Source organism: Methylocystis sp. WRRC1 (assembly GCF_020733155.1).
GTDB lineage: Bacteria > Pseudomonadota > Alphaproteobacteria > Rhizobiales > Beijerinckiaceae > Methylocystis.
The window spans coordinates 1670113-1688151 of sequence record NZ_JAJFZJ010000001.1 but is presented as its reverse complement, the minus strand read 5'-3'; the positions used below and the strand labels follow the sequence as shown (position 1 = coordinate 1688151).

Below are 18039 nucleotides of genomic sequence, written 5' to 3'. Positions count from 1 at the left end.
CGTCACGCGCCGCCGAGGGTGCGGACGGCGGCGCGCTGCGAATTGTCCATCATGTCGTAGGAGGCCGACGCGCTTTCAAAGGAGCGATGCGCCATGATGAGCTTGGTGATTTCGCTCACCGGATTGACATTGGCGTTTTCCAGATGACCCTGCGCCATGCCGTTCTGCGTGAAATTGGTGACGGGGATCGCGGGGGTGGAGGGAATGACGCTGGAGTTTTCGCCGCGCTGCAGGGTCGCATTTCCGTCGATCTCGAAGAGGCCGATCGCCCCCACCTGTCGGTCGCCCTGCGTAATCATGCCGTCGCGATAGATCATCGGCGGCCCGAGCGTCGGATCGAGTTTTATGGGCGAATTGCCGGCGTCGAGCACGGGATAGCCGAGGATCGTCTGTATATCTCCCGTCTCCATCATTCTCATACGCCCGTCGCGCGTGTAGGCGACGCCCTGCGGGGTGCGAATCGCGAACCAGGCGTCTCCGATGACCGCAACGTCGAGAGGATTGTCGGTTTTGGTCAGCCCGCCCGAGGATCTCGATATGTAATCGACGCCCGTGGAGGGGAAATTGGTGACATATGGCGACGTCTTGGACATCACAGTGTCGAAGCTGACGCCGGTGGCGCGATAGCCGATCGTCGAGGAGTTGGCGACATTGGCGGCGATCGTCGTCAGTCGCTTGTCGAGCGTGATCTGGGAGGAGAGTGATACGTAGAAAGCCGAGTGCATGGGCCCTGCGCGCGATTCGACCGTTTGTTGCGCCATGCTGCAGGGTGAAGCTTGCGTGCAGCCTGTAGGGCGCCCCTTGCGCTTGTGGCGTCTCGACGCAGCCTGTAGATAGCTCGAAAGCGCGCCTTCCCGGCCGACGCCACGCCCGCAGGAGCCGCACGGATCCCCATGGCCAGCCTTACGGAAGTCTTCAACGCCGGCGCGGCCGACGCCTGGATCTTCGTTCCGACCGCCATCCTGCTCGGGGCGCTGCACGGGCTGGAGCCGGGCCACTCCAAGACGATGATGGCGGCCTTCATCGTCGCCGTTCGCGGCACGGTCGCGCAGGCGGCGCTGCTGGGGCTTTCCGCCACGCTCTCGCATACGGCGATCGTCTGGGTCATCGCCCTGACCGGCATGTATCTCGGCGCGCGGTGGAATGTCGAAGCCAACGAGCCCTATCTCCAGATCGCCTCCGGCGCGCTGATCCTCGCAGTGGCGGCGTGGATGAGCTGGCGCATCTGGCGCGACAGGGCGTCAGTGGCGGGGGCCCATTGCGGCGGCCGCCATCACCATGACGATCACGCGCATCATCATGACCATGGCCATCATCACCATGATCATGCGCATCCGCATTCGCACGATCGCCATCATCATCACGGCGCCGGCGCCGCTCTGGCCGAGGCGGCGCAAGAAGATAGTTTCGAGAGCGAGCTGCTTTCCGTCGATCCCACCGTCTATGCGGATGCGCATGAGCGCGAACATGCGCTGGACATCGAGCGGCGCTTCGCCAATCGCGAGGCGACGACGGGACAGATCGTGCTCTTCGGCCTCACTGGCGGGCTGATCCCCTGCCCGGCCTCGATCACCGTGCTGCTGATGTGTCTGCAGGTCGGGCGGGTCGCGCTCGGGGCGGCGCTGGTGCTCTGTTTCAGCATCGGGCTGGCGCTCACGCTGGTCTTCGTCGGCGTAGCGGCGGCGCTCGGCATGCGCCAAGCGATCTCGCGCTGGCCGCGCTTCGAGGCTCTGGCCTCGCGCGCCCCCTATTTTTCCAGCGCGCTCGTCTCGGCGGTCGGGCTCTACACGATCTGGATGGGCGCGGCGGCGCTGAGGTAGGGCGTCCGCCTACTTTCCCGGATGGAACGCCGATTTGCGAACATTGGCGCTGATCGGCTCCTCGAGGAAAAAGTCGAGCACCGCATCGAGCGAGGGATCGACGGAATAGGGCGCAAGGTCGCTCACGCCTTCCCCCGCCAATACGCGCACGTCGACGAAGAAATTGCCGGTGCAGTCGCGCGAGGGGCGCGTGAGGATTGCATGAGCGGCGTCGGCGACGATCTCCGGCTTGCGTGCGCGCCTGATCACTTCCTCGCCGCCCAGAAGATTGCCGACTGCGGCGGTGGCGATCGCCGTTTCGGGCCAGAGCGAATTCACCGCGACGCCGTCGCGCGCGAGATCCCTCGCCAGCCCGAGGGTCACGAGGCTCATGCCGTATTTCGCCATTGTATAGGCGAGGTTGGGGCTGAACCATTTCGGGTTCATGTCGAGCGGCGGCGACATGGTGAGTATGTGGGGGTTCTCCGCCTTGCGCAGGAAGGGCAGGGCCGTCTTCGCGCAAAGATAGGTTCCCCGCGCGTTGATCTGATGCATCAGATCGAAGCGCTTCATCTCCAGCATGTCGATCCCGCGCAGATCGATGGCGCTGGCGTTGTTGACGAGTATGTCGACGCCGCCGAAGGTCTCGACCGTCTTCGTCATGGCCGCCTCGACCTGATCGTCGAAGCGAATGTCGCAATGTATCGCCAGCGCCTTGCCGCCGGCGGCCTCGATCTCCGCCGCCGCCGTATAGATCGTGCCGGGGATTTTCGGGTTCTCCGCCACGCTCTTCGCCGCAATGGCGACATTGGCGCCGTCGCGCGCGGCGCGTTTGGCGATTGCGAGTCCGATGCCGCGGCTCGCGCCCGTGATGAAAAGCGTCTTTCCGCTGAGCGATCGGGTCATTGAAGGGCTTTCGATAAAAGGGAAGATGGCGCGCGGCGCATCTGCGCCGCGCGTGATTGCCGTCGCGTCAGGCGGCGACCTGCGCGGGATAGCCGGCCTCGGTGATGGCGTTGGCCAGCGCCTGCGGATCCTTCGGCGCCGGGCTGACTTCCACCTTGCCGGTCGCAAGATCGACCTTCACATCGGCGCCGGGCTCTACCGTCTGCACGGCCTTGGTGACATGTTTCACGCACATGCCGCAGGTCATGTCCTTCACATTGAACGTGGTCATTGGTTCCTCCTTGTTGTCCTGTTCGATGGGCGCGGGCGCCTCGGCGGGCGACCGCGTTTCATGGGCGATCGTTTCCATCGGCGCGCCGACTTCTATCACCGGCGGCCTGAAGCGACGCAGGCGAAGCGCATTGGTGAGCACGAAGGTGCTCGACAACGCCATGGCCGCGGCGCCGAACATTGGCGAGAGCAGCGTGCCATTGATGGGGAACAGCGCGCCGGCCGCCACGGGGATGAGCACGACATTGTAGCCGAAGGCCCAGAAGAGATTCTGCGCGATATTGCGCATGGTCGCGCGCGAGAGCGCCAGCGCCGTGGGCACCTTGGCCAGATCGCCCGACATCAGCACGACGTCCGCGGCCTCGATCGCAATGTCGGTGCCCGTGCCGATCGCAATGCCGGCGTCGGCGGCGGCAAGCGCCGGCGCGTCGTTCACGCCGTCGCCGACGAAGGCGATTTTGTTCTTCTCGCGCAGCCGCTCCAGCGTCGCGACCTTGCCGTCCGGCATCACGCCGGCCACGACCTCGTCGATCCCGAGCCTGCGGGCGATGGCGTTCGCGGTGCGCGCGTCGTCGCCGGTGATCATCGCGGTTTTCACGCCGATCGCGTGCAGCGCTTCGATGGCGGGCTTCGTCGTCGGCTTCAGATCGTCTGCGACCGAAAGGATGGCGCCGAGCCTGCCGTCGACGGCGACATAGAAGGGCGTCTTGCCGTCGGCCGAAAGCGTGGCCGCGCTTTCCTCGAAGGCTTTCGTATCGAGGCCGAGCGAGGTCATGTAGCGTTCGGCGCCGACCGCGATCTTGCGGCCCTCGACGACGCCCGTGACTCCCATGCCGGAGATGGAGGCGAAATCGGCGACCGGCGCGAGCGCAAGGCCGCGATCCCTGGCGGCGGCGACGATCGCGGCGGCGACCGGATGCTCCGACTGCGCCTCGACGGCCGCGGTCAGCCGCAGCAATTCGTCCTCGTTCATCCCTGGCGCCGCGACGAGGTCCGTCAGCCGCGGCTTGCCGAAAGTGAGCGTGCCGGTCTTGTCGAAGGCGATCAAGGTCACGTCACGCAGCGTCTGCAGCGCCTCGCCCTTGCGGAAAAGCACGCCGAGCTCCGCCGCGCGGCCCGTGCCGGTCATGATGGCCGCCGGAGTCGCAAGACCCATGGCGCAGGGGCAGGCGATGATGAGGACCGCGACGGCGTTGACCAACGCATAGGTGAGGCGCGGCTCGGGGCCGACGAACATCCAGATGACGAAGGTGAGCGCCGCCGCCGCGAACACCGCCGGCACGAAGACCGCGGTGACGCGATCCACCATCGCCTGGATGGGCAGCTTCGCGCCCTGCGCCTGTTCGACCATGCGGATGATGCCGGCGAGCGTGGTGTCGGCGCCGACGCGCGTCGCTCGGAAGGAGAAGGCGCCGGCGCCATTGACCGTCGCGCCGGTCACGCTCGCGCCGACGGTCTTCGCGACCGGCGCCGGTTCGCCGGTCACCATGGATTCGTCGACATGGGACGCGCCCGCGGTCACGACGCCGTCGGTTGGAATACGCTCGCCGGGACGCACCAGCACGATATCGCCGACGCGAACTTCATCGATGTCGACGTCGACCGTCTCGCCATCGCGTTCGACGCGCGCGGCCTTCGGCTGCAGTCGCGCCAGCGCCCGGATGGCTTCCGAGGTGCGGCCCTTGGCGCGCGCCTCGAGAAAGCGGCCGAAGAGAATCAGCGTCACGATGACGACCGCCGCTTCGTAATAGACATGCACCGCTCCTTCCGGCAGCAGATGCGGCATGAAGGTGGCGACGACGGAATAGAAATAGGCGCTCGAAGTTCCAACCGCGACGAGCGCGTTCATGTCCGGCTGGCCGCGCAAAAGCGATGGAACACCCTTCAGGAAGAAGACCAGCCCGGGGCCGAACAGCACGAGCGTCGCGCAGAGGAAGGAGATCTGGCGGACCATCTCCTCTCCGATCGTCCCCATCACCCAATGGTGAAAGGCCGGGATCATGTGCCCGCCCATTTCGAGCAAGAAGACCGGCGCCGTGAAGATGGCCGAAGTGATGAGGCGGAAACGCAGCGCGCGCATTTCCTCCTCGCGCCGGGCGCGCTCGCGGTCCGACGCGCCGGCGTCGGTCGCGACGCTGCGCGGCTCGTAGCCGGCCGCGACGACAGCGCGGCGCAGCCTGTCCGTTAGGCCGGGGCCGGCGAGCGCGCGCACGCTGGCGCGCTCCGTCGCGAGATTGACCGTCGCCTCCAATACGCCGGGAACGGCGCGCAACGCCTTTTCGACATGGGCGACGCAAGAGGCGCAGGTCATGCCGCCGACGCCGAGCTCGATGGTTTCCACGACGGGCTCATAGCCGGCGTTGGTTACGGATTTGACGAGCGCCGAGGGGTCCGCGCCGGGCGCGAGCGCGACTTCCGCGCGTTCCGTCGCCAGATTGACGCTCGCCGATTTTACCCCCGGCGTGTGAACGAGCGCCTTTTCTACATGGGCGACGCAAGAAGCGCAGGTCATGCCCCGCACATTGAAGTCAAGCCGCTCGGCGGGCCGGGTTTCAGCGTTCATGTTCAAGCGTCCCGATTTTGGCGTCGCAACCTTAGAGCCAACGGCGCGTGCGCGCCATATAGGCTTGGTATTCGTCGCCGAATTTACGAACAAGATGCCGCTCTTCCGGTTCGATCGAGAGTTTCGCCAAAGCGAAGGCGAGAAGCGGCGTGAGCAAGATGGTGAAAGGCGATTTCAGCAGAAGTCCCAGCCCGAAGACGATCGCGACATGCGACACGTAGATCGGATTGCGCGACCATTGAAACGGGCCGTCGGTCGCAAGACGCGAGGCCGCGCGATGCGGCAGGATCGTCGTCTTGTGCCGCGCGAGCACCATTGCGCACCATATGTCATTGGCGAGCGCCAGCGCCACAATTGCGGCTCCCAGCGCGACCGCTGCGGGGAAGGAAACACAAGATTTGAAGGCGCCGCCGCTCAGCTGGTCGAGGGTCGCGCCGGCCGCCAGAGTCGCCGCCAACAGTATCGGCGGCCATGGCGCGTGCGCGGGAGGAGGATCGGCTTCCTGCGGTGGGTTCATGCGCGGCGCTCGCTTTGGGGAACAGGCTTTAAATTGCGGCGCGAGGCATATTTTTCAACCCTTGCGGCCAAGCTCGGCCATTCTTGACGCTGCGGCGCATGGCCGCTACCACCACGGCAAAAATCGGGAAGAAAATGCGTGCGCGCAATCCTTGAACGCTATGAGGCGGATCTCGCCGGCCTCGCCGCGCGCGACCGGCTGCGCGCGCTCGAGCCGCGCGCGGGACTCGATTTCGCGTCCAATGATTATCTCGGGCTCGCCGAGTCGCCGGCTCTCGCCGAGGCTGCGGCTGCGGCGCTGGCGCGCGGCGCGCCCGTCGGGGCCGGCGGATCGCGGCTGCTGCGCGGCAATCATCCCGAGCATGAGGCGCTGGAAGAAGAAGCGGCGCGCTTCTTCCACGCGCAGAGCGCGCTCTTCTTCGGCGCAGGCTTCTCGGCCAATGAAGCATTGCTGGCGACGCTCCCGCAACGCGAGGATCTGATTGTCCACGACGCGCTCGTGCATGCGAGCGCGCATGACGGCATGCGTCTGTCGCGCGCGCCGCGGGTCTCTTTCGCGCACAATGACGCAAACGCCGCGGAGGAGGCGATCCGCGACTGGCGCGGCAAGGGCGGCGTGGGGCGCGCCTGGATCGTCGTCGAAAGTCTCTACAGCATGGATGGCTGCAAGGCGCCGCTCGACGATCTGATGGCCCTCGCCGAGCGGCATGAAGCCTTTCTCATGGTCGACGAAGCCCATGCGACGGGGGTCTTTGGCCCCGGCGGCCGCGGCCTTGCGGCGGGCCTCGAGGGCCGCGAGAATGTGATCAGCGTGCACACCTGCGGCAAGGCGCTCGGCGTTTCCGGCGCGCTGGCGTGTCTGGCGTCGCCTTTGCGCGATTTTCTCATCAACCGCTGCCGCAATTTCATCTTTGCAACCGCGCCGTCGCCGCTCGTCGCCGCCTGCGTCCGCGCGTCCCTGAAGCTCGTCGAAAAGGCGGACGATCGTCGAGCGGCGCTGCAGGCCCGCGTCGATCGCGCCGGGTTGGCGTTGCAGACGCTGTGCGGCGTCGCGCCCTCCGGCTCCCAGATACAGCCAATCATTGTCGGCGCCGACGGGCGCGCGCTCGCGCTCGCCGCCGCCATGCGCGCGCACGGCTATGACATTCGCGCCATCCGGCCGCCGACCGTGCCGGAAGGAACCGCGCGGCTGCGTCTGTCGCTGACGCTGCACGCGAGCGAGGACCAGATCGCCCGGATGATCGCGCATCTCGCCGATGCGCTCGCAAAGGACAGCGAATGAGCAAGATATTCGTGATCGTCGGGACCGACACCAATGTCGGCAAGACGATCGTCTCCGCCATGCTCGTCGGCGCGCTCGGCGCCAGTTACTGGAAACCCGTGCAATCGGGTCTCGAGGACGAGACGGATTCACAGACCGTCGCGCGGCTTTCCGGCGCTTCGCCGGATCGCATCATCCCCGAGGCCTGGCGACTGCGTCTGCCTGCCTCGCCGCATATTTCCGCGCGCGCCGAGGGCGTCGAGATCGATGTGGCGAGGCTCGGGCCGCCCGTCTGCGACGGCGACCTCATTATCGAGACGGCGGGCGGGGTGATGGTTCCGCTGACCGACGACGTCCTGACGATCGATGTCCTGGCGCGCTGGCGCCTGCCCGTCATTCTGGTTGCGCGCACCGCGCTCGGCACGATCAATCACAGCCTGCTGACGATCGAGGCGCTGCGTCGCCGCGACATTTCGATCCATGGAATCGCTTTCGTCGGCGACGAAGAAGCGCAGGCGCAGCGAACGATTGCGTCCATCGGCGGCGTCCGCATTCTCGGCCGCCTGCCGTTCCTGTCGCCGTTGACGCAGAAAACATTGCAGGCGGCCTTCGACGTATCCTTCGCGCGCGCGGATTTCGTGTCATGAGCGTCGTTTCGGATTCACCCGTCTGGCGTCCCTTCACGCAACATGCGTTGCAGCCCGGCGCCTACAAGATCGCGCATGCCGAGGGCGCCTGGCTCAGCGCCGAAGATGGAACGCGTTTTCTCGACGCCATATCGTCGTGGTGGGTGATCACCCATGGTCATCGGCGGCCGGAAATCATGCAGGCCATCCGCGCGCAGACGGAGTCGCTCGACCAGATCATCTTCGCGGGCTTCACCCATGAGCCGGCCGAGGCGCTCGCGCGACGCCTCGTCGAAATCACGGCGCCGGGGCTGGATTACGTCTTCTATTCCGACAGCGGCTCCACCAGCGTCGAGGTCGCGATCAAGATGGCGCTGGGCTACTGGCGCAATCGCGGCGAGGCGCGCTCGCGCGTCATCGCGCTCGAACACAGCTATCACGGCGACACGATCGGAACCATGTCGGCCGGCGCCCGCTCGGCCTTCAACGCTCCCTATGAACCGCTGCTCTTCGACGTCGGGCGAATTCCCTTTCCAGCCCGCAGCGCCGAGCAAGAGGCGCTCGACGCGCTCGAATCCGCCTGCCGCGAGGGCGCTGCCGCCTTCCTCGTCGAGCCGCTCATCCTTGGCGCAGGCGGGATGCTCATCTATGGCGCCGACACGCTCGTGGAGATGAAGCGCATCTGCGAACGTCATCGCGTTCTCTTCATTGCGGATGAAGTGATGACGGGCTTCGGCCGCACGGGGACGCTTTTCGCCTGCGAGCAGGCGGGCGTCGTTCCCGACATCGCCTGTTACTCGAAGGGCCTCACCGGCGGCGCCGTGCCGCTCGCCGTCACAATGTGCCGGCGCGAGATTTTCGAGGCGCATCTTTCCCCCGAGCGCGCCCGCGCCTTCTTTCATTCGAGCTCCTTTACGGCGAATCCGATCGCCTGCGCGGCGGCGCTCGCCAATCTCGACGTCTGGGAAAAAACCGACGCGCGAGAACGCGTTGCGCGTCTTTGCTCCATGCAGGAAGAGCGCATTGCGCGCTTCGCCGATGACCCCCGCTTTTCGGACGCGCGCCGCATGGGCACGATCACGGCCCTCGATCTCAATGTTGCGCAAAGCGGCTATCTTGCGACGATAAGCCTCGATCTGATGCGCTTTTTCAATGCGCGCGGGCTGCTGCTGCGCCCATTGGGTCCGACGATCTATGTGCTGCCGCCCTACTGCGTCACCGGTGAAGAACTCGATCTCGCCTATACGGCGATCGACGAGGCGGCCGACGAGTTTGGCGCCGCGCGTTAGAGCCAATTCGCCGAATTTGCGCTCGCTTCATTTTCTGTCGCGCGTCTGAACGGAAAGCCGCCTACACTTTTCCCGAACGCACTCTAACTCCGGATTTCCGTCTTGACGCTCATGCCGCGGCCTTCGTCGGGGGCGGTTCTGGCGTGCGCGAGATATTCTTCTCTCAAGGCGCGGCGCAAAACCTTCCCGACATTCGTTTTCGGCAGGCTGTCGCGAAATTCATAGTGGCGCGGAATCTTGTAACCTGTCAGCCGCTCATGTGCGAATTTGCGCAGCTCATCCCGTGTCAGGCTCGGATCGCGCGCGACGATGAACGCCATGGGCGCCTCGCCCGAATGTTCATTCGGCACGCCGATGACAGCGACTTCTTTCACTTTCGGATGTTCGATCAGCACGGCTTCGACTTCATTGGGATAAACATTGAAGCCGGAAACGAGAATCATGTCCTTCAGCCGGTCGACGATCTTGAATTTGCCGTCGGGCGTCATGACCGCGATGTCGCCGGTTCTGAAAAATCCGTCCGCCGTCATCACCCTGGCGGTTTCGTCCGGCCGGCGCCAATAGCCCGGCATCACCTGAGGGCCTTTGGCCACGAGTTCGCCGCGCTCTCCGAAGGGGGCGACGCCACCATCCTCCATGCGCAATGAAACGTCGGTCGACGGCAGCGGATAGCCGATCGAACCCGTGAAGTCCTCGATATCCGGATGGTTGACCGTAAGGATCGGCGAGGTTTCCGAGAGCCCGTATCCCTCCACGATCGCCTTGCCCGTCAACGCCTTCCATTCGCGCGCGACGGTTTCTTGGGTGGCCATGCCGCCCGCGATGCAGAAAAGGAGCTTCGAGAAGTCGACGGTCTTGATCTTCGGGTGATCGACGAGCGCCGCGTATAACGTGTTGACGCCCGAGAAGATCGTGAAGGGCGTGCGCCGCATGGTCGCGATCATGCCGTCGAGATCCCGGGGATTTGCGATCAGGATGCAGCAGCCGCCGGTCATGACGGACAGAAGGCAGCAGGCCGTCAGTCCGAAGATGTGGTAGAGGGGAAGGGGCGTCAGTATGCGATGAGGGCTGCTTGGTCCGAGATGACGCTTCAGCCATGCCCAGGTCTGCGCCACATTGGCGGCGACGTTGCCGTGAAGCAGAACGGCGCCTTTGGCGACGCCGGTCGTTCCGCCGGTGTATTGCAGGAAGGCGATGTCCTCGCGCGCGATCTGCACGGGCGTGAAGCGCTCTTCCGCGCCCGCCTGCAACACCTGGGTGAAGGGCACGGCGCCCGGCAGCGTATAGGCGGGAACCATGCGCTTTACGTAACGCGAGACGAAATTCACGACGAGGCCCTTCAGGCCCATCAGGTCGCCGGGCCTGATGATGATCGCGCGCTCGACTTTCATCCTGCTCCACGCGGCTTCAGCCGTATGGGCGAAATTCTCGAAAACGAACAGGAACCGCGCGCCCGAGTCGTTGATCTGATGTTCGAGCTCGCCGGGCGTGTAGAGCGGATTGACATTCACCACCACGCCGCCGGCGATCAGCACGCCGAAGAGGATCGCCGGATAGGCGAGCACATTGGGCGACATGATCGCGATGCGGTCGCCCTTCCTGATCCCCCGCGACTGCAGCCAGGCGGCGACGGAATCGGCGGCGCGCGCCAGCTCCTTATAGTCGAGCGAGGCGCCGAAACTCTCCATCGCCGGATTCGACGCATATTTCCCGACGCTCGCGCGAAACATGTCGACGAGCGTCGAATAGTCCGACTCGTCGATGTCCGCTGGCGCGCCCTCCGGATAGGAGGCGAGCCAGGGCCGCGCCGCATAGGGATCGTCCCGCCGCTCAATGCTCGTCATTTTTCGCCTCGCGACACACCGCTCGTTGAGACTTCGGACGGCGAAAGCCTCCGAATCGACATGCTACTCAAGATAGCGCGTCTGGCCCGAATTAAACGGCATCCGCGTGACGTGATTATTTTTGCGTTGCGAGAAGACGGTTATTTACGCGGCCGCGCCGGACAGGCCAAAGCCGGCGAGGAGGGCGAGACCCAGACACAGCACGAGAACGGCGGCCCCGAGTTCCGCCCCGCGTCCGAGGACGAGCGCGCGCCGCGAGTCGCGCCCGCTCCAGCGCATGGCGGCGCTCTTCGCATAGACCGCCGTCGCCGCCAGTGCGCCGGTGGTGATCGCCGTGCCGGCCGACATTGCGAACACGGCGGCGATTCCGGCTGCGAACAGTCCCTGCGACAGTGTGAACACCAGCACGAGAATCGCGCCCGAGCAGGGCCGCAGGCCGGCGGCGACGACAGTGGCGATGGCGTCGCCCCAGCGGAAAGAGGGGCCGGTCAGCGTGGCCGGATCAGGCGCATGGGCGTGGCCGCAGCCGGGGCCGTGAATATGGGACGGATCGTCGATCGCTTCGCACATGAAACGGCTCGAACGGGCGGGCGCGGGCGAGCGCAGAGCGTCCAGAAAGGCTCCGCCCTTTGTCCAGACAAGCCGCGCGCCCAGAGCGGCGATCGCCGCATAGCTCGCAATTTCGATCATGCGGGCCGCGTCGGTCATTCGCGCGGCGGTGGCGTTGAAAACGAGCGCCGCGAGAGCGACGACCACGATCGCGACGACACCCTGCAGCAGAGCAGCGAGCGCGGCGAGCAGGAGCCCGCGCTTCAGGGCCGTCTCATTGGCGATCATGTAGGAGGCGAGCACCGCCTTGCCGTGCCCCGGCCCGGCGGCGTGAAAGACGCCATAAGCGAAACTGGCGGCGGCGAGGATGAAAAAGGCCGAGCGGCCGGTCCTGAGAGCGCGGACCGCCGTCTGCAATTCCGCATGGAACTTGTTCTGCCAGGCGAGGATGAGGCCGGCGAGGCCGCCGGTCGCGCCGACGGCCTCCTGTCCGCCGACGGCGAAGGGATGGCGTTGCGCCAGCGCCGGATCGGCGGCGAGACAGACGAGCGCCGCTATGGCGAGCGCCCAGAAACCCAGCCGGGCTGGACTCACGGGCAGGCCACGATCACGCGCGTCGCCAGCTTCACGCCGAAATCCGCTCCCGGCGACATGTTCTGGAAGAAGGCTTCGCTCAGTTTCTGGTTGTCCGTGGCGACGAGCGGGGCGGGCTCCATCAGGCTCACCGAGCAACCCGCCGGGGCCTGCGCCATGGTGACCGGATCTTTCTTCTCCATGCCGAAGGAGACGAAATAGGTCGGGTCGTAGACCTGAAAGGAGAAGGGCTTTTTGGCTGCGACCGGCGTCTCCAGCGGCAGGAAGAAGCGCAGGGTCACGATCTTCTTGTCATTGGCCTCGAGAGTCACGTCCTCCGGGGCCTTGAACGCCGCCTTCGCGTTGTTCTGCTTCGCATAGGTGAAATAGTCGAACTCGGCGAGCGACTCGACATTGGTCTTTGCGAGCGGGGCCAGCTCTTCCTTCGTGGGCGGCTTGCCGTCCTTGCCGAGTCCCTGCACGGCGAAGGCCGAATACATTTCGTCGAATTCCCAGGCGTGGCGCACGCCGAGAACCTTGCCGTCCTTGCCGAAGACGACTTCGCTGCGGACAGCCACCCACACGTGAGGATGCGCCCGGGCGGGGAGAGTGAAAAACAGCGTCGCAAGGATGACGAGCGGCGGCGCGAGACGGAGCTTCATGGGCAAAGCCGATAAGGCCGCAAGGCGGCGAAAACTTGGCGCGTTCTCCCGCCTGCCTGCGGCCTTTCGAAGAGCGGCGAACGTCAGTAGGCCGTCACATTCGCGATCGGACTCAGGCAGTCGACGCTCGTTCCCGAGGAAGTGACCTTCACCGGCAGGGTCGTCGCCCCCAGGGGAACGACCGGAAGCTTCAGCGCGTGACCCGTCACGTCCCACAACTGGGGCAGCGGCCAGCCGGCGCTTCCGTCGAAATCGCCGTCGGTAACGCCCTGGTCGAGATTCGCGCCCGGGCCCCCGATCTTGATGTTGTTGATATAAGTTGTCTCTCTGGCGAGTCCAGCGATGCGGCCGTTGCCCGTCTGCCCGTCAGCGACGATGCTGTCCCACAGCATTGGCGTCGACGACACGCCGCCGGGAAGCGCGAGCGAATAGGTGACGGCGCCGCGGAAGCTCTGGCCGGCGAGGCCGGCGTCGTAGATCGCGACCTTCCGCGTTCCGGCGCCCACAACGACGAGCGACGCGCCCTCGGCCGCCGGAAAGACCACGCGCTCGCCCCAGGGATCCGAGCCATTGCCGACCGCGGATTGCGCTCCGGACAGCACAACCTGGTAGAGGCCGCTCGCCCGAACGTAGTTCGTCACATTCGCGCGATAGACGGCGATTCCGGAGCTGCCCCAGCAAACATCCGACCCCGTTGCGATTTTCGTCCCGGTCACGGCCCGGCAGCTTGGTTCGAGCGCCGAGGAGCCTGCAGTATTGCAGAAGGTGATCGCCTGGCTGGCGGGAGGGGGCGCGGTGGGGCCGAAGAGATAGGCCCAGTACAGAAGGGCGCGTTTGACGGGGGCTGCGACGCCCGTGATCTGGATCGCCCCGATGCGGCGGTTGCGAAGGGGGACGCCCGCCGTCGCATATTGCGCGCTGGTGAAGCTGAAGCTTGGCTGGACGGGGGAGAGGATGGCGAGCGGAGCTGCGGCCTTCGTCGCGCCTGTGGCGGGCGCTGCGCCGCCCTGTTGCGCGCAGGCGGCGGCTGGCGCGGCGAGCCAAAGAAAAACCGCCAAAGCCCGGCGGGTCGATGCGTCAAAAAGATTATCTTGCATTAAACAGCCCCTGATCAAGTAATGCTCCAGCGACAGATTAGAGTGTGAAAATATGTATACGCAACAGAAATATCTTTGATTTTCACCAGGATATGACCTCGATCTCAGGGCAATCCCGCGCACGCCGGGACGCATCGTGGGGCGCGCCTCCCGGCGTCGCGCGGCGAAACGCGGCTGGACCAGACGGGCGATCCCAGCTAGCCGATTGACGGCGCGCGCAAAAATCTGGGAATAAGTCGCCGGATCGTTGCAAGGCTCGTGCTTGCCCTGTCTTGAAAGCGCCTGCTTTGTTCGCTTATTGTTGCAGACGGTACAGGAGCGATTCACGCGGCCGATGCATTGGCGGGTGACGCGCCGGCGTGTAACGAAGACGCATTTTTGGGGGAGCGCGCCAGTCGACAGGGCCGGCCTCCTACGAACGGCGCTAATCGCAGCGGGCTCCGCCAGGCTTCTTAGAGTGACATTGAACGCGTCGAACAAACTCGCCTACGGGCGCTCGACATATCGCAGCGCAGGAAGCAGGTCGCTTCGCTCGGGAGAGATCGGGAATGGCGGACTCTGACGCCGGCTTAACCAGAACCGGCTCCGCCTATGGCGAGGCGAGACTGTCCGATCGTTTCGATCTCGCCCACACGCGCGTGCTGATGACCGGCACGCAGGCGATCGTCCGTCTGCTGCTGATGCAGAAGGAGCGCGACCGGCGGGCGGGCCTCAATACGGCGGGCTTCATCACCGGCTATCGCGGCTCGCCGCTCGGCGGCGTCGACGCGCAGATGCACAAGGCCCGGCCGCTGTTCGAGGCCAACGACATCCTCTTCATGCCCGGCCTCAACGAGGACCTCGCCGCAACCGCCATCTGGGGCGCGCAGCAGGCCGAGATGCGCGGCGAAGGCAAATATGACGGCGTCTTCTCGATCTGGTACGGCAAGGGCCCCGGCGTAGACCGCAGCGGCGACGCGCTGCGCCACGTCAATCTCGCCGGCACCTCCCGCTACGGCGGGGCGCTCGCTCTGATGGGCGACGACCACACGGCCGAATCCTCCACCACGGCGCATCAGTCCGACTATCATTTCGTCGATGTGATGATGCCGATCCTGTCGCCGGCCGGCGTGCAGGAGATTCTCGACTATGGTCTCTATGGCTTCGCCATGTCGCGCTTCGCGGGCGTCTGGGTCGGCCTGAAGCTGCTCAAGGACACGGTGGAGTCGACAGCCTCGATCGACGGTTCGCTCGACCGCGTGCGGCCGGTCATTCCGGCCGACTTCGCAATGCCGCCGGGCGGCCTCAACATACGCCCCGGAGACCCGGTGCTGGCGCAGGAGGAGCGCCTGCAGGAGAGCAAGCGCGACGCGATGCTCGCATTCATCCGCGCCAATCGCCTCAACCGGATCATCACCTCGGGCGGCCAGAACCCGAAGATCGGCGTCATCACGGTCGGCAAGTCCTATCTCGACGTGCGGCAGGCGATGGACGATCTGGGGATCGACGAGGTGACGGCCAACGACCTTGGCCTGCGCCTCTACAAGATCGCCGCGCCCTGGCCGCTGGAGCCGAAGGGCCTGCACGAATTCGCGCGCGGCCTCGACCTCATCATGGTGGTGGAGGAGAAGCGCTCGCTCATCGAAGTGCAGTTGCGCGAAGAGCTCTATGGCGCGGCGCATCAGCCGGTTTGCGTCGGCAAGAAGGACGAGCGCGGCGAGTGGCTCTTCCCGGTCAAGGGCGCGCTCGACGCCAATGACATCTCCATCGCCATCGGCCGCCGCCTGCTGAAATATCACCCGCTCGAGGATCTGCGGGCGCGGGTCGCGCGTCTGGAGCGCCTTCAGGATCGCCGCCGCACGATGTCCGACGTCACCGTGCGCGTCCCGCATTTCTGCGCCGGCTGCCCGCACTCCACCTCGACGCATGTTCCCGAGGGCTCGCGCGCTTACACGGGCATCGGTTGCCATTACATGGCGCAATGGATGGGCCGCTCGACCGAGGGCTACACCCATATGGGCGGCGAAGGCGCAAACTGGATCGGCGAGGCGCCCTTCTCGACGCGCAAGCACATGTTCCAGAATCTCGGCGACGGAACCTACAATCATTCCGGCTCCCTCGCCATCCGCTTCGCCGTCGCTGCGAACACCAACATCACTTTCAAGATTCTCTATAACGGCGTCGTCGCCATGACCGGCGGCCAGAAGCATGAAGGCGAATTGACGGTCGAAGCCATCGTGCATCAGGTCGCGGCGGAAGGCGTCAGGAAGATTGCGCTCGTCACGGACGAGCCCGGCAAATATCCGCCGACCGTAACCTGGCCGCCGGGCCTGACGATCCACCACCGCAACGTCATCAACGAGGTGCAGCGCGAGCTTGCGCAGATCGAGGGCGTGACCGTCCTGATCTACGACCAGACCTGCGCGACCGAGAAACGCCGCCTGCGCAAACGCGGACTGTTTCCCGACCCGGATGCGCGCGTCATCATCAACGAGCTGGTCTGCGAAGGCTGCGGAGACTGCGGCACGGCGTCGAACTGCGTCGCGGTGCAGCCGGTCGAGACCGAATTCGGCCGCAAGCGCCGCATCGACCAGTCGGCCTGCAACAAGGATTTCTCCTGCCTCGAAGGCTTCTGCCCGAGCTTCGTGACCGTGCATGGCGCGCGCATGAAGAAGGCGCCGCTGCCGTCGAAAGAGGATGCGCGCGGCCAGCCCGCCCTGCCCGAACCGAAGATCGCCGGGATCGGCGCGACGCCCTATGGCATTCTCATTGCGGGTCTGGGCGGCACGGGCGTCGTGACCGTCTCGGCCATTCTCGGCATGGCGGCGCATCTCGAGGGCAAGGGCGTCGGCGTCATCGACATGGCCGGCCTCGCGCAGAAGGGCGGCGCCGTCTATTGCCATGTGAAGATCGGCCGCAGCCCGGACGAGGTGCACGCCATCCGCATCGCCGCCGGCGAGGCCAATCTGATGCTCGGCTGCGATCTCGTCGTCGCCGGCGCCAAGCATGTGCTCGCGGCCGTCGAGCAGGGCAAGACGGCCGTGCTCGTCAATAGCGCCGAGGTCTTCCCCGGCGACATCGAGCGCAATCCCGATTTCGTCCTGCCGTCGGACGACATCAAGCAGGCAATCCGCCGCGCGGGCGGGCCGGAGTCGACCTTCATCGACACGACCGCGCTGGCGCAGGCGCTGCTAGGCGACTCCATCGCCGCAAATATCTTCATTCTCGGCTACGCTTGGCAGAAGGGCTATCTGCCGCTTACCGAGGCCTCTCTCCTGCGCGCCATCGAACTCAATGGCGAATCGGTGCCGATGAATCTCTCGGCCTTTCTCTGGGGCCGGCGCGCCGCGCATGACATGAAGAGCGTCGAGGCCGTCGTCGAGTCGCTTCGCCGCCCTTCCGACGTGCGCAAGAGATCGACGACGCTGGAGGAGATCATCGAGCGGCGCGCGGCCTTCCTCGTCGATTACCAGAACGAGGCTTACGCCGCCCGCTATCGCAACCGCGTGGAAGAAATTGCGAAGCTGGAGAAGGCGAGCGTCCCGGGTTCGCGCGAACTCACGGAAGCCGTCGCGCGCTATCTTTTCAAGCTGATGGCCGCCAAGGACTATTACGAAGTCGCGCGTCTTTACACGGACGGCGCCTTCCAGCGCCAGCTCGAAGAGACTTTCGAGGGCGACCTGCGCCTGGAATTGCATCTCGCGCCGAACCTCCCCTCGCTGCAGACCAAGACAGACTTCGGCGGCTCGCGGAAAATCACCTTCGGCCCGTGGATGTTCAAGGTGCTGAAGGCGCTCGCTCGGCTGAAGGGGCTGCGCAACACCTGGCTCGATCTCTTCCGCTTCGATCACGACCGCGTCGTGGAGCGCCGGCTGCTTGCGGATTACGAGGCGCTGCTCGACGAATTTCTCGCCTCGCTCACGGTGGACAATCATGCGGCGGCTGTCGCGCTTGCGCGGCTGCCGGAGAAGATCCGCGGCTTCGGCCACATCAAGGCGCGTCATATCGCGACGGCGGACGCCGAGCGCGAACGCCTCCTCGCCGAGTTCCGTCAGCCGGCGTCGGTGAAGCTTGCGGCCGAGTGAGCCGCGCCACAAAATGAAGC

General features: G+C 65.6%; 13 protein-coding genes. 5 read left to right on the top strand and 8 right to left on the bottom strand.

The window, feature by feature from the left end:
• Positions 1-2: 2 nt before the first annotated feature.
• Entirely contained in the window at positions 3-725 is a 723-nt protein-coding gene (flgF, locus tag LG047_RS08135) for a flagellar basal-body rod protein FlgF (protein ID WP_036288135.1), read from the bottom strand.
• Between the two features lie 168 nt (positions 726-893).
• On the opposite strand from flgF, the gene LG047_RS08130 reads away from it, so the two are divergent.
• Positions 894-1820, top strand: a complete 927-nt coding sequence (locus tag LG047_RS08130; protein WP_227966238.1) for a nickel/cobalt efflux transporter — start codon at positions 894-896, stop codon at positions 1818-1820.
• A gap of 9 nt (positions 1821-1829) precedes the next feature.
• On the opposite strand, the gene LG047_RS08125 is transcribed toward LG047_RS08130, so the two are convergent.
• The 3 genes from LG047_RS08125 to LG047_RS08115 form a co-directional block, all read right to left on the bottom strand.
• Positions 1830-2705, bottom strand: a complete 876-nt coding sequence (locus tag LG047_RS08125) for an NAD(P)-dependent oxidoreductase (protein ID WP_227966237.1) — start codon at positions 2703-2705, stop codon at positions 1830-1832.
• A 67-nt stretch (positions 2706-2772) separates the two neighbouring features.
• Positions 2773-5538, bottom strand: coding sequence for a heavy metal translocating P-type ATPase (locus LG047_RS08120; RefSeq protein WP_227966236.1), 2766 nt, complete (start codon positions 5536-5538; stop codon positions 2773-2775).
• A gap of 31 nt (positions 5539-5569) precedes the next feature.
• Complete coding sequence (locus LG047_RS08115) at positions 5570-6055, bottom strand: isoprenylcysteine carboxylmethyltransferase family protein (protein WP_227966235.1); 486 nt, start codon at positions 6053-6055, stop codon at positions 5570-5572.
• Positions 6056-6202: 147 nt separating this feature from the next.
• Between LG047_RS08115 and LG047_RS08110 the strand changes: the two genes are divergently transcribed.
• The 3 genes from LG047_RS08110 to LG047_RS08100 are packed head-to-tail and all read left to right on the top strand — an operon-like array spanning position 6203 to position 9230.
• The gene (locus tag LG047_RS08110) at positions 6203-7336 is read left to right on the top strand and encodes an 8-amino-7-oxononanoate synthase (RefSeq protein ID WP_227968458.1); all 1134 of its coding nucleotides are present in this window, start codon (positions 6203-6205) and stop codon (positions 7334-7336) included.
• A complete protein-coding gene (bioD, locus tag LG047_RS08105; RefSeq protein ID WP_227966234.1) occupies positions 7333-7962 on the top strand; it encodes a dethiobiotin synthase in 630 nt (209 codons plus the stop codon). Before LG047_RS08110 ends, bioD begins: the two co-directional genes overlap by 4 nt.
• A complete protein-coding gene (locus tag LG047_RS08100) occupies positions 7959-9230 on the top strand; it encodes an adenosylmethionine--8-amino-7-oxononanoate transaminase (protein ID WP_227966233.1) in 1272 nt (423 codons plus the stop codon). The genes bioD and LG047_RS08100 overlap by 4 nt, the downstream gene beginning before the upstream one ends.
• Positions 9231-9313: 83 nt before the next feature.
• Here LG047_RS08100 and LG047_RS08095 read toward each other — a convergent pair whose 3' ends face one another.
• From LG047_RS08095 to LG047_RS08080, 4 genes are all read right to left on the bottom strand, one after another.
• Entirely contained in the window at positions 9314-11074 is a 1761-nt protein-coding gene (locus LG047_RS08095; RefSeq protein ID WP_227966232.1) for an AMP-binding protein, read from the bottom strand.
• A 144-nt stretch (positions 11075-11218) separates the two neighbouring features.
• Positions 11219-12217, bottom strand: coding sequence for a nickel/cobalt transporter (locus LG047_RS08090; protein ID WP_227966231.1), 999 nt, complete (start codon positions 12215-12217; stop codon positions 11219-11221).
• Complete coding sequence (locus LG047_RS08085; RefSeq protein ID WP_227966230.1) at positions 12214-12858, bottom strand: DUF1007 family protein; 645 nt, start codon at positions 12856-12858, stop codon at positions 12214-12216. The genes LG047_RS08090 and LG047_RS08085 overlap by 4 nt, the downstream gene beginning before the upstream one ends.
• A gap of 83 nt (positions 12859-12941) precedes the next feature.
• Complete coding sequence (locus tag LG047_RS08080) at positions 12942-13955, bottom strand: hypothetical protein (RefSeq protein ID WP_227966229.1); 1014 nt, start codon at positions 13953-13955, stop codon at positions 12942-12944.
• A 548-nt stretch (positions 13956-14503) separates the two neighbouring features.
• Here LG047_RS08080 and LG047_RS08075 point away from each other — a divergent pair.
• Positions 14504-18019 carry an indolepyruvate ferredoxin oxidoreductase family protein gene (locus tag LG047_RS08075; protein ID WP_227966228.1) on the top strand — a complete coding sequence of 1172 codons (3516 nt, stop codon included), beginning with the start codon at positions 14504-14506 and terminating at the stop codon, positions 18017-18019.
• Positions 18020-18039: the final 20 nt, after the last annotated feature.